The following is a 12414-nucleotide window of genomic DNA, read 5'->3' as shown; positions in this document are numbered from 1 at the left end:
CCGACACGCCAGCCAGACTCAACCCCCCGCTACACCCCGGATCGCGAAGAGCCAGTAAATTTCAGGACAGCTACCGTCAGATTAGCATGCGCGCCCAGAAATCCACATGATCCAATGCAACACAGTTCCTACAGCAAGAACAGTTTGGTCGATTCCAGCTTATCCATCGTTTTCTCGTTGACTTTCACCAGTGGCAGGCGCAACAGCAGTCCGAGGATGAATGTCGGCACGAAGAACAGTGCCAACAAGATGAGCTGATGCCAATAGTCACCGTTGTAGATTCCGGCAAGCGCAGCACGCACTGCATTGGTGGCGTGTGTCACCGGAAGCCATGGACTGATGTTCTGGAACCACTGCGGCAGAACCGCCAACGGATAAGCCCCGCCACCGGCTGAAATCTGAACAACCAGCAGGAACACCGAGACGGCTTTTCCTGCCTCGCCAAGTGACACCACCATTGTGTAGGTAATCGTCACGAATACCAGCGACATAATCCAGCCAGCCAGCATCAGCAAGAAGGGGTGCACAGGCTTGATTCCGACAAATCCCATGATCCCGAGGTAACTCAGTGTGCTCTGGCACAACGCGAGGACGATGAAGATACCGAATCGGCCGAGATACTGCTGAGCATGATTCAACGGTTCCGGCTCATTGATCTTGTCGACCCGAATCAGCACCGACAGCAGGATTGCGCCGACCCACAGACCCAAGACCGAATAGAACGGGGTCATCTGTTCACCGAAGCTACTCACCTTGAACACCGGAATGGTGTTCAGCTGCACGGGCGCTGCCAATTCACCAGCCAAAATCGAAGGGTTCGAACCGATGATATTGATGACATCTGTCAGATCCCCGGTCTGCGATGCCTTGTCCAGGGCCTGCCCGAGTTGATCGAAATTTCCCGCCGTGCCGTCGAGAGTCGACGCAACGGTCCCCATCGCATTCGAGCCCTGTGACAACGCAGCATTCACGGAACTGTTGCCATTCACCAGAGCCGAGGCCACGTTGGACAGGTCATTCCCGACCGATTGCACACTGCCCTGAATGGACGACATCGTGGATGCGAGCTGCTCCAGTTTCGGCTTCAGGTTTCCGGTATATGAATCATTCACGCCCTGAATGGCATTCTGCGCACCGGCCACGAGAGCATTGATCTTCGCATGCGCGGCCTGGCTGTCGGCACTCGTCTTGCCGACAGAGCTGGATGCCTGCTGAAAACTGCTCTGGAGTGCTTTCTGCTGATCAATGGCACCGTTCAGTTGCGTGAGAACCTGATCGAACGGCTGCCGGAGAGCGGGATCAGTGATCGCGTTCGCCTGAGCTTGAAGCTGGTCATGCATCTGCTGATAGGCAGTGACCTGACCACCCACTGTTCCGGAAAGCTGATTCAACGCATCCACCGTGGCCTGCGACTGATTGTCCAGGGTGGCATACAAGTTGTCCACTTGCTTGCCCATGTCCTGGTACGAACCCACGCTCGAGGAGAATGCAGCTCCCAGCGAACCCACTGCGGCCTGCAGGGTGGACTGCAACGCCTGGGCGGCATTCGCACCGCTACTTATGGAGCCTGAGGTGTTCTGAATGGCGTCGCGCGAAGAATTGATGAGGGCCGATGAGCTGTTCACCAATGGCTCGCTCGAGGAGAGCAAGGACCCGAACATTCTCGCCGTGCTGGCATTGGCATGCAGCTGGTTCGACAACGCATTGACATTCGCTGACATCCTGGCCAGCCCCTCCCGGGTACTGGGGTCGGTGAGATTGTCAGAGAGCGATTTGATCAGCGTCAGGCCCACATTGTTCAATGTCGTAGCGAAAGTCTGGTTGATTTGATCAGAGATCTCAGTGGCCGCTGTTCCAGTGATCTCAGGCGAAATAGCATTCGTTTTTTCATTGGAGTAGTAGTCGATCGACACCGGTGTCGCACCGGGCGACAGGAAAGTCATCATCCGCTCACTGAAATCCTTGGGCATCACAATGGCGGCGTAATACTTCCCTGACTTAGCACCCTCAATGGCGTCTTCAGGACGCACGAACACCCAGTCGATGTCCTTGTTGGCCCGCAAGGTGGAGATCGTTTGATCACCAATATTCACAGTGATCGGAACCAGGCTACTTTTGAAGCCCTCGTCCTCACTCGCCACCGCCACTGGCATGTTCTTGACATTGTCGAAAGGGTCGAGCGAGGCAATGATATTGAACCAGGCGAAGAACGAGGGAATAAGGATGACCCCGACCAGCAGGATCATCGATATGATATTACGAGTCCCTCGCTGGCAATCATGCTTGAACAGCCGGAATATCTTTTTCATTTGGTCTGTCCTTGCTCAGTGGCGTTGCCCTTTCCCTGATCCGGGGTCTTATCCGGCGGGAACTCGAGAGTACTTGCCTGTTTCTTCTCAGCGATTTCGTCGAGGACGGCTGAGGACTGGGTTGCCCTGATCTCACGCCGCAATGCGGTCTCGAGGTCTGGGCTCGCCATACCGCCGACTTCCGCAGCATAGGCAAGGTTCTGTTGGGCATATTCCACGAACACGAGAGAAGCGAACATGAGGAGCAGCAACAAGCCCCACAGACCGAGAACTGTGGCCTTCAAGTTGGGATTGACCCACGAAAGAATAAATAGCCCGACGGTCACTGCGAGGCCGGCCAGAACGATGATCCTGATCATCCACCTGTGCTTGTCGTGGAACCACTGGGCCTGACGCGCGGTCTCTTCCCTGAACTTCTGCCGATCTGTGATCGCACGGACGAGTTGATTGATCCGGCGCCGAGAACCAAGAATTTGCACATCCTCGGAAACGAATAGTTCACTGGCATCCAAGTTGCGATTGAAAAGTCTGCTGAAGCTACCGAGTCTGGATCGGAGAAAAATTCCGACAATGATGGCACACACCGCAAAGACAGCGAGTATGCCCAGTGCCTCCAGATAATAGTGGTCATAGAAACCGCCCACCAATTCGCGCATCGCGGCAATGCCGTGCGCAAATGGGAAGAACGGATACAGCACCTGAAAGAATTTTGGCATCATCTGGATCGGATAAATACCTGAAGCGCCCGGAATCTGCATAATGACAAGGATCACGACAATGCCCTTGCCCACATAGCCGAAACACACCGAAAGCGCATATATTATTGCCAAATATACGAAACCGATGTACACGCCGGTGAACACGAACAATCCCGGATGGACCAGGTGGACACCGATCACGATGTTTCCGACGGTGACCAGTATCGAGCCCATCACATCGAGCACCGCCATCAGCATCCATCGCCCCAGATAGGCCTGGCGCACTGTGAGACCCTCGATCCCCTCCGTGTCGACCTCTTGGCGGATCAGCACGACGAAGACGAAAGCGCCGATCCACAGTGCCAGATTCGTGAACAGCGGAGCCATCGAAGAACCGTAGTTGGGCACCGGGAACAAGGTCTTCTCGTTGACCTGAACCGGTGAAACCATGAATTGTGCTATCTGCTGTGGTTGGAGCGAGGTGAGAGCGTTGACCTTGTTCCAGATTGCGGCGCTGTTCAGTGCCGTGACATCTGCGCGCACGCTCTGCAGGCTCTGCTGCGCCGATGCCAGATTCTGGTCCAGCGAATTGAGTGCCGAGACAGTATTGGTGAGCTGGCCGTCGAGCCCATCGAGCAGATTGACCGATTGGCCGATGACCTGCTGCTGTGCAGTGAGTGATGAGGAGAATGCCCCCGCGCTGGCAGACATGGCCGACATGGCCTGATTGATCTGCGGAAGGTTGCGCGTCAGAGCATCCCGAACCGAGCCAGCAGAATTCGAACTCTGCTGTATCGCTGCATTGATGCCATCGGAGGCCTTCTGGATGTCGGAGATGTTGCCAGACGTCGTGGTGTTGAGACCCTTCAATGTGGCGAGCAATTGCTGATCCGACTGCTGCCGGGCCTGAAGCTGGTTGACAGTAGCGGTCAGCTGATCATGTACTTGCTGGAAACCTTGGGCCTGTGGATCGAGTTGATTGAGATACTGCTGGATTCCAGTGATCGTGCTGCCAGTCGCAGTGACGATGGACTGAACAGCATTGATGGCACTACCGACTTGGGCATTGATCTGTTGTGCGCCGGAAGAAACTTGTCCCGTGACACCATTGATCTGCGAGGAAATATCAGACAATTGCGCTGCACCCGAGACATAGGCATTCGATGCAGTGTCTGTGAAATTCGCCAGTTCCTTCTGGACATCGCTGACAAGCGATTGCGTCTGCCCGACGGCGCTCTGCACCTGATTGATGGTGGTGTTCGACTGATTCAGAGCAGTCTTGGCATCGCCGAGCGCGGTTTGACCCTGGCCGATGGCCGTACTTGTGCTCTTGAGGCCCTCGCGCGCCTGGTTGATGTCTGCGACGCCCTGGTCCAGGGCGAGCAATGTGTGACTCTGGGAATCGGTCAGCCGCTGGCCTGCCTCGCCACCAGATTTCTGGAGCTGCTGCGCCACGGCCTCGGACACCTGCGAGACGAATGTGTTATTCACCTGCGTCGTGACGATGCCAGCCGCTGCGCTGGTGATCTTGGGCGCAATTGCATTGGCTTTTTCGTTCTCGTAGTAGTCGAGCTTCGGCTGTACGAAATGGTCCGACATGATGGTGAGCATGTCGCTGCTGAACTCAGCCGGAATGACGATGGCGGCATAGCTGGCGCCTGACTTCACATTGGTCATCGCCTCGTTCTTGCCGACGAATTGCCATCCGATGTCATGGTTCGACTTGAGCTGTTCAATGATCTGGTCGCCGACATTTATCTCACCGGTCTGGGCATTACTGGCACCCTGATCCAGATTCACCACGTCGACCCTGATGGCCCTAGTATTCCCATAGGGATTCCAAAATCCCACAATATTGAACCAGGCATAAAAACAAGGCAAAATAATCAGGCCACCAAGAATGACCAATGCCATGGGCACTCTCAGTAATCGTCGGGCGTCCCTGGTGAACACCCTCAGAACATTGCGCATCAATCGACCTCTTCATGGAAAAGAATCATCCGTGGCGTAGAGCCTAGAAGGCCGATAACAGTGGCCTCATCAGAATGTGCAGCGATCACCGCCCGGCCAACAACACCCAGGGCGATTCTAACCAGTCGCCCCTGGGCGTTGTTGCCGGGTTACTGTGCGTCCGTCAGTGCATGACTCCGGCCAGCAGTTCCTGAGTGGCGTCTCCACCATTGGGGCTGAGCTTGTGAGTCATCACGACGCGAACGCCGTCCGCGCTCTTCGAGATGACGTCCAGGTCGAACGAAGACCAGTTGAACTGGTCATAGGAGCGGAAGTAGAAGAGTTTGCGCTCGAGATCGGCCATGTCTGTCCACACCGTGTACTCGGTTTGGATGTCCGAGTCACCGCTCTCGATGCCCTGGTATGTACCCTTACCACCGCCGGGCTTCCCCGGAATGACGGACACCCCGCGGGCACGATCGAACTTGTTCATGATCCGTGACAGGTTCAGCAAGGCCTTGTCGGGGTCCTTCACCTTCTCCACGAAGTTCGTGTAGAACACCGCGCGGACGAAACGGTCCACGGCAGTGTCGGAACTCGGCAAACCAGCGGTGGCAATTCCCGAATCCGGCTGACGCACTGCAACGCCATTGAAGGTCGCTGCCGAGTGGTCGATGTTCGTCAGATGGGTGTAATTCCCGAGGTTGGTCATGTGCCAGGGAAATTCCGGCCCATTGGTCATGACACCGACCGGGTTGTCGTAGACATGGAGTTCGCCGCGATGCCATTCCACGACGATTGAAGCCCCTGTCTTGTCATGGATGACCAGATGGAAGGGGAACACCGCATCGCCGATCAGCTTGACACGCGGAAGATGCACAGAATCGGGATGTTCTGCGAGTTCGGTCTTGACCTCTCCCACCGAAGCCGCCTGGCTGAGCACCCAGGAACCGGCGTCCCAGGCTTCCAGGGCCGCCATCGTCCTCTGCGCGGTCTCATGTTCAACACCTGTGGAGGCATAGGCGAGAAGACTGAAGGTCACGCCCTCGGTATTCATCCCCTCGATGACCTTGAGGTCATTGGCCGTCAACGGCTCCTCCTCGGTGGGCATCCGATTGGGAGCCGTCACCGCGATGAAGCCGTACTTGCCGACATAGCTGACCGGCTTGGTGTCGGGCCCCTTGCTTTCGAAAGGAGTCTTGGGCGGGACATAGACGAGAATCCACGGCTCGTCGACTTCGAGTTCGAGAGTGCGACCGTAATAGGGCGACCCATTGAGATCTGTGTACTGCAAAGAAGTGCACATACTGAAACCTTTCGGAATTGTTGCCCCTCACGATGAGCTGGCGCGAACCACGGCATGACACCGGATCGAGCCCGTGAGAGAGCCCGCAACTGCGCATCCGCCGGAACGAGCAGCAGCACAGATCCAGGCCTTGGACGAGCCGGTTCTCAGGCGGTCTTCGCCCGGCCGAAGGAGAATGCCCGGACGATGTTCATGATGCCGAGCACGACCAAGGAGATACCGAGCAGCCACCACAGCACGACGGCGCCCCACATCGGGGACAGGAACAACACGATGCCAGCAATGATCGACAGCACGGCGAAGAGAATTGTCGTCACCTTGGAGCCAGCATCGCCGAGCGTGGAGAACGACACGATGCCGTCGATGATCCACAGGATTCCAACCATGATGGCCAGGAAAGTACCCAGCCACAGCGCAGTCTCACCCAGCTGGGTGAAAGCCACGATGCCAGCAATGATGAAGAGGGCGCCGAGAATGATGTACCCGAATCGGCTCCAGCCACCCTTGGCGGAATTGAAGATACCCATGGCCGCATAGACAATTCCGGCAATGATCACATAGATGGCGATGATCGCGGTCACCACCATCGCTACCTTTCCGGGCCAAACCAGGATGAGGATACCGGTGATCAGTGCCACCAGACCGCCGATACCGAGGGCCGTGCGGATGCCATTGGTGATGGGTTTCTTCTCTATTGTTTCGCTCATTTAATTCCTTTGTTCGTTTGTTATTCGTGACGAGATGAAGTAGAAGACACCACAACTCATGAGTTACGTTACTCTGCCACTGGTCAGCCATCGGATGCCGACTACTGGTATTCATTTGTGGACCGGTCATGTCTGCCAGCCATACGTCGCATCGCGAGGAATTTCACGACGCGTGTCAGTTCATCACCATCATTTGGCTTTGTTCTGCGTGCCTGATTGGATGTCCTGACCCGACTTGTTGCGGCTCCACCAAGGAAGCACGATGAGGGAAGCGAAGAGGAAGCAGAGCGCTCCGATGAAGGTGCCCCAATTGGCGAGGGTGTTGTCGTACACGTCGCCATTCGGCTTGATATAGGCACCGACCGCGGAAAACGCGAAGGCGACACAACCGACGAAGTTCAGCACGAGAGACCACCACGCCACCTTCGTGGGATCGACGGCTTTCGCAACGTGAGCATGTGCAACGAAGGCAAAAAAACCGCTGATCAGGAAGGCGACCGAACCACTGGCGTCCGGATTCCACACGAGCTTCTCTTCTGCGCGCAGTGTCCTGGCATGCAGAGCGGCCGTCGTGGACATATTGAACATGATGGTGCCGAAAGACTGCGCCGCTGCAGTGAGCCATTCAGCACGCACCATCCGACCAGGTGCAAAATCAACGTCGACAGTCATCGCTCCGCTGAGAAACAGCTGAATGAAGCCGGCCACGGTGAAAAATATGGCTCCTACGAAGAAGAGCAGATTCGCTCCACCAGAACCCAGCCAGGTGGAAAAAGCTGGCGCCGATCCCAGCGCAAAGAAGGCGGAACCGATCATGAAGCCCCAGCACTGTTTCGTGACTGTGGGAACAAATCCCCGAATCGGTTTCGTAATGGTGTCGACAACAGAGGTCATGAAGATTCCAGCTCGATCGTGTTGATGGAACAGCGAGGAGGAGGGAGCCGAATCACCGGCTCCCTCCTACCAGAATCAGTGGTGGAACTGGGACTTGGTCGCGAACTCGTCAGGCAGCGGCGACTCCAGGGAATCGAGTTTTTCGACCTCAGCCTTGATGTCGGCCAGCAGGGCGACGGCAAGATCATGGCTCATTCCGAGCTTCACCACGATGCGCTGGAGCACGACATCCGACATGTTGTCGGCCATCGGATAGGCGGGCACCAGCCAGCCCTTCATGCGCAGCCTGTCGGCGAGATCGTACAGGCTCCACTTGTCGGTGTAGCCATCCTTCAGCACCCAGGCGAAGACCGGGATCGTGTCGCCCTTGGAGATCAGTTCGAACGGCCCGAGCTTCTCGATCTCGCTCGACAGAAAAGTGGCGACATCGATCGAGTTCTGCTGCACCTCGCGATAGCCCTCGAAGCCGAGGCGGATGAACTGGTAGTACTGCAACAGCACTTGGGCACCCGGGCGCGAGAAGTTCAGGGCCAGGGTCGGCATGTCACCGCCGAGGTAGCTGACGTGGAAGACCAAGGATTCGGGCATCACCTTGGTGGAACGCCACACGACCCAGCCGACACCGGGATACACGAGACCGTACTTGTGACCCGACGTAGAGATCGAGTTCACGCGGTCCAGCTTGAAATCCCACACCAGGTCGGGCTGGCAGAACGGGGCGACCATGGCACCCGAAGCACCGTCGATGTGAATCTTCACGTCGAGCCCGGTCTTGGCCTGGATCTCATCGAGCTTCTTCGAGATCGCCACGGCATCGTCGTACAGCCCGGTGAAGGTCTGGCCCAGGATCGAGACGACGCCGATGGTGTTCTCGTCGACGTAGTTCTCGAGGTTGTATCCATCCAGTGTGAGATGGTCGGGAGTCACCGGGACGTAGCGCGCTTCCACATCCCAGTAGTTGCAGAACTTCTCCCAGACCACCTGGACGGCAGCGGACATGATGAGATTCGGCTTGTCGTAGGGCTTGCCCTCGGCCTTGCGCTTCTCCTGCCAGAGCCGTTTGAGTGCGAGGCCACCCAGCATGCAGGCTTCTGAGGAACCGATCGTCGAGGTTCCGATGGTGTCGTTGACATCGGGCACGTGCCACAGATCGGCGAGGATGCGCCAGCAGCGGTCCTCGATGGCCGCTGTAGCCGGATACTCGTCCTTGTCGATCATGTTCTTGTCGGCGGACTCGAGGTAGAGCTTCCTCGCATAGTCGTCCATCCAGGTGCCGACGAAGGTGGCGAGATTCAACCGTGAATTGCCGTCAAGGATGGCCTCGTCATGCACGATCTGGTAGGCGGTCGCAGGTGCGCTCATCGACTCCGGGAGCTTGAACTTCGGCAGCTCCGTGGCCTCACCGGCTTGGACGAAGATCGGATTCAGGCCGACGTTCGGGTCGATGTTCGTCGAGTGACGAGACCGGCTGGTTTGATCGCTCACATTCTCTCCTCGGATGTCAGGAAAATTAATGTCAGGATCAATGTAGCGTGCAATATGCACCGTGTCGTATTGCGCTCTCGCAATGTCACACAGGCCTCATGTCCTGGGCACTGCCAATTGCTGCAACCCACACGCGGAAACAGGTAAGGTCGGCGGCTCAGTCTTTGGTATTCCGGATGCTGGTACCCCCGACGAGATTCGAACTCGCACTGGAGCGGGTTTAAGCCGCCTGCCTCTGCCATTGGGCTACGGGGGCCGGGCCACGGCTCATGCCGCGGCGGGAGCATCACTGCTGAGGAAGATCTTTGCCGTCGCCGTCCTTGAGCATGCCCAGCGCGATGCCGTCGAGGATGTCGGATTCGCTGGCCACCATGGCGTCGGTACCCACCCGGGCGACGACCTCGGCGACGATCAGCGCTCCCGCGCACAACACCTCGGCGCGCTGTGGCTGCACCGGCCCCCAACTGGTCACATCGGCAACGGTGGCGCTCAGCAGACGATCAGCCACCTCGCGCAGCTTGTCCCTGCCGATGGCCGCACCGTGCACCCTGGACCGGTCGTAACGGAACAGGCCGAGGCTGAGCGCAGCCATCGAGGTGACGGTTCCGGCAACCCCGATGAAGGTGCCGATGTCGGACAGCTCGATGCCGCAATTGTCGAGCTGCTCGGCAACCAGCGCACGCGCCTCGGCGATCTCCTCGGCGGTGGGAGGGTCACCATGCAGGATGCGCTCACGCAGCCTCCGCGAGCCGATGTTGAGGCTCATTCCGCACTCGATGCGGGCAGCACTGCCATCGCACTCTCCCGTACCTCGGACGAGCTCGGTGGAACCACCGCCCGAATCCATCACCAGCACAGGGTTACGGGGGCATCGAATGCCCGACAGCGCACCGCGAAAACTCAGCCGGGACTCCTCCAAACCGCTGATGACTTCGGGCTCTATACCCAGGCGAGATCTCACTCCGTCGAACAGTTCTTCACGATTGGAGGCATCGCGAGTTGCCGAGGTGGCGACGAAGCGCGCCTTCTGGCAGTCCAGATCGGCGATGATCTCCGAGTACTGCTCGCATGCGGTGAATGCCCGCTGCACCGCATCGGGAGCGAAGGCGCCGGTGGCGTCCACCCCCTGGCCGAGACCTACGAAGGTGAGCCGCCGGTCGTACTCACGCAAGGACCCGTCGGCATCCAGCCCGGCCACGAACAGCCTCAGTGTATTGGTGCCACAATCAATCGCCGCGACCCTCATTCGGCCTGCCTCTCACTCGTCATCGTGCAGGGATGCTTCCAGAAGCTGCCGACCAGGTGCGCCACCTTGTCGCCGATCGGATTCACCCCCGGCCCCGCGGCAAGTGCATGGGCCAGCATCGCGTGCAGGCACTTGACCCGGGCGGGCATTCCTCCCGCAGTGACGCCCGCCAGTTCAGGAACCACCCCGTACTGCTCCCGGTCGGCGAGATAGGCCTCGTGAGCCCTCTGCTGGCCGCGAGCCAGGCCGGCATCATGAGCCAGCTCAGCGGTCATCCCGGCCATCAGTCCCGATGCCTCCAGCCGAGAGCATTCGGCGACTGCCGACGGGCAACTCAGGTAGTAGAAGGTGGGAAAGGGGCTTCCGTCGGGCAGCCGTGGCTTGGTGGCGATCACCCCGGGCCGACCACACGGGCAACGCCATGCGACCCCCGCGAGTGACCGCGGAGTGCGGCCGATCTGTTCCTCGATGACAGCCTCGTCACTTGCACTCACGGGCTCCAACTCACGCACCCCTTCATTCTTCCACGCAGCAGATGAGCATTCTGCCGGTGGATTCAAGTGGCCGGGGCGTGGAGCGCACGATGTGGTGTCCCGAAGGGTCCTGAACGATCATTGCTTGAGCCGCGAGTGTCCCCAAGAATTCCCTTACATCTCGCTCGATAGGCATCAAGTAATTCACCTCGCATTTCATCCTGCCGGGCCGAGTGGGAAAAGCGTGATGTTGCTCACGGAATTCATCTCCCGTTTGACCGAGCCGAGCACCATGGAAAAGTCCGATGATTTTCGCAAAATTCACCTCATATTTCACCCCGTCGGGCTGGGTGAAGAAGCACTCGTCGGGCTCGGCGAGACGGCAATCACCTTGTCCGGCGCCTCCGCCGTGGCACTGGGCGCTGGCTGATCGGCGGTGCGCGCCGACCCCCACAGGCGTTGCCACCAACTCTGATTCTGCGTGAGGCCCTCGTCGGTGTGAGCGATGCTGGCGCCCCCGCCAAAGGGCTGCCCATCGGCGCCGACCACCCGGTAGCCGCTCTCCCCCGGCATCACCCAGCCGAGCCGGGTTCTCGCCTGCGCCCTGACATAGTCGGGGTCGCTCCAATCCTTCTTCTCCTGCTCCAGGTCGGCGATCTGCTGGTTGCTCTGGACGATCTGCGCATGCGCCTGGGACATCTGGGCACGCTGGTTCAGATAGACGCGCAGACTGGAGATCAGCGAAATGACCAGGATCGCGACGACCACCAGGATCGCGATGAAGCGCCGTGAGACCCGTATCCCGGAACGGACCACAGGGTCGCTCACCTCGAGCGGAGTGTCTTCCTGGTTGGGACCTTCGCCGACGGCCGTTTCGAGCTGGGTGTGCGAACGGCCCGCCCGGTGCTCAGCCCTGGCATGGGTGCGTCTGCTCGGGGTGTCCCCTGCCGAACTGTGCGCGCGCGGACGTCTGCCAGGTCTTGGGGAAGCCATGGGTCCATTGTTGCTCACCGGGCCGGGTCCGCCGGCCGGCGACGCTGCGCGTCGGGGACGGAGCGCCATTGAGGACGGCGCAGCATCGACGACGGCAGCGCAGGGCAGACCGCCGAGGCCGGTCCACCGCTCTGATGGCTGACGCCGTTGCCGCCGTGCAGGTGGTCCGAAGAAGAGGATGTGGCCCTCCAGCGCGGGTCCTCCTGGAACTTCTCGATCCCGCCGGCGCATGACTCGAGGCAGGACAGCGCTGGGGGGGGGGCCCCCCCCCGGGGGGCCCCCCCCCCCGCGCCCCGGCGCGGGGCCCGGGGGCCCCCGGGGGGGCAGGCGGGACGCCCGCTTGGGGGCCGTTG

At 59.1% G+C, this 12414-nt stretch carries 9 protein-coding genes and 1 tRNA gene; all 10 read right to left on the bottom strand.

Annotation, left to right across the window (positions count from 1 at the left end; genetic code table 11):
- Positions 1-128 precede the first annotated feature (128 nt).
- Positions 129-2309 (bottom strand): YhgE/Pip family protein, encoded by a 2181-nt coding sequence (locus ABF648_RS10960; protein ID WP_415632301.1) that lies wholly within the window; start codon positions 2307-2309, stop codon positions 129-131.
- Entirely contained in the window at positions 2306-4978 is a 2673-nt protein-coding gene (locus ABF648_RS10955) for a YhgE/Pip family protein (RefSeq protein ID WP_415632300.1), read from the bottom strand. The genes ABF648_RS10960 and ABF648_RS10955 overlap by 4 nt, the downstream gene beginning before the upstream one ends.
- Before the next feature lie 163 nt (positions 4979-5141).
- Positions 5142-6263, bottom strand: a complete 1122-nt coding sequence (locus ABF648_RS10950) for a linear amide C-N hydrolase (RefSeq protein WP_415632299.1) — start codon at positions 6261-6263, stop codon at positions 5142-5144.
- Positions 6264-6409: 146 nt separating this feature from the next.
- Entirely contained in the window at positions 6410-6970 is a 561-nt protein-coding gene (locus ABF648_RS10945) for an HdeD family acid-resistance protein (protein ID WP_415632298.1), read from the bottom strand.
- 189 nt (positions 6971-7159) lie between these two features.
- Positions 7160-7864: a hypothetical protein gene (locus ABF648_RS10940; protein ID WP_415632297.1), complete on the bottom strand. Its 705-nt coding sequence runs from the start codon at positions 7862-7864 to the stop codon at positions 7160-7162.
- 75 nt (positions 7865-7939) lie between these two features.
- Entirely contained in the window at positions 7940-9349 is a 1410-nt protein-coding gene (locus ABF648_RS10935) for a glutamate decarboxylase (RefSeq protein WP_415632296.1), read from the bottom strand.
- A 180-nt stretch (positions 9350-9529) separates the two neighbouring features.
- Positions 9530-9605, bottom strand: a tRNA-Leu gene (locus ABF648_RS10930).
- A 30-nt stretch (positions 9606-9635) separates the two neighbouring features.
- The gene (locus ABF648_RS10925) at positions 9636-10595 is read right to left on the bottom strand and encodes an exopolyphosphatase (RefSeq protein ID WP_415632295.1); all 960 of its coding nucleotides are present in this window, start codon (positions 10593-10595) and stop codon (positions 9636-9638) included.
- A complete protein-coding gene (locus ABF648_RS10920) occupies positions 10592-11107 on the bottom strand; it encodes a DUF501 domain-containing protein (protein WP_415632294.1) in 516 nt (171 codons plus the stop codon). Before ABF648_RS10920 ends, ABF648_RS10925 begins: the two co-directional genes overlap by 4 nt.
- Positions 11108-11401: 294 nt before the next feature.
- On the bottom strand, positions 11402-12061 hold the full coding sequence (locus ABF648_RS10915) for an FtsB family cell division protein (protein WP_415632293.1): 660 nt from the start codon (positions 12059-12061) through the stop codon (positions 11402-11404).
- Between the last annotated feature and the right edge of the window lie 353 nt (positions 12062-12414).

This window comes from Propionibacterium sp., assembly GCF_047719395.1.
Taxonomy (GTDB): domain Bacteria; phylum Actinomycetota; class Actinomycetes; order Propionibacteriales; family Propionibacteriaceae; genus Propionibacterium.
Note: the sequence above shows the minus strand (reverse complement) of the source record. Positions and strands in the feature narration are given on the sequence as shown.

Coding starts and splice junctions, on each gene's coding strand:
- ABF648_RS10945 (WP_415632298.1), bottom strand. CDS start 6,970: ATGAGCGAAACAATAGAGAAGAAACCCATCACCAATGGCATCCGCACG.
- ABF648_RS10925 (WP_415632295.1), bottom strand. CDS start 10,595: ATGAGGGTCGCGGCGATTGATTGTGGCACCAATACACTGAGGCTGTTC.
- ABF648_RS10955 (WP_415632300.1), bottom strand. CDS start 4,978: ATGCGCAATGTTCTGAGGGTGTTCACCAGGGACGCCCGACGATTACTG.
- ABF648_RS10940 (WP_415632297.1), bottom strand. CDS start 7,864: ATGACCTCTGTTGTCGACACCATTACGAAACCGATTCGGGGATTTGTT.
- ABF648_RS10950 (WP_415632299.1), bottom strand. CDS start 6,263: ATGTGCACTTCTTTGCAGTACACAGATCTCAATGGGTCGCCCTATTAC.
- ABF648_RS10915 (WP_415632293.1), bottom strand. CDS start 12,061: ATGGCTTCCCCAAGACCTGGCAGACGTCCGCGCGCGCACAGTTCGGCA.
- ABF648_RS10960 (WP_415632301.1), bottom strand. CDS start 2,309: ATGAAAAAGATATTCCGGCTGTTCAAGCATGATTGCCAGCGAGGGACT.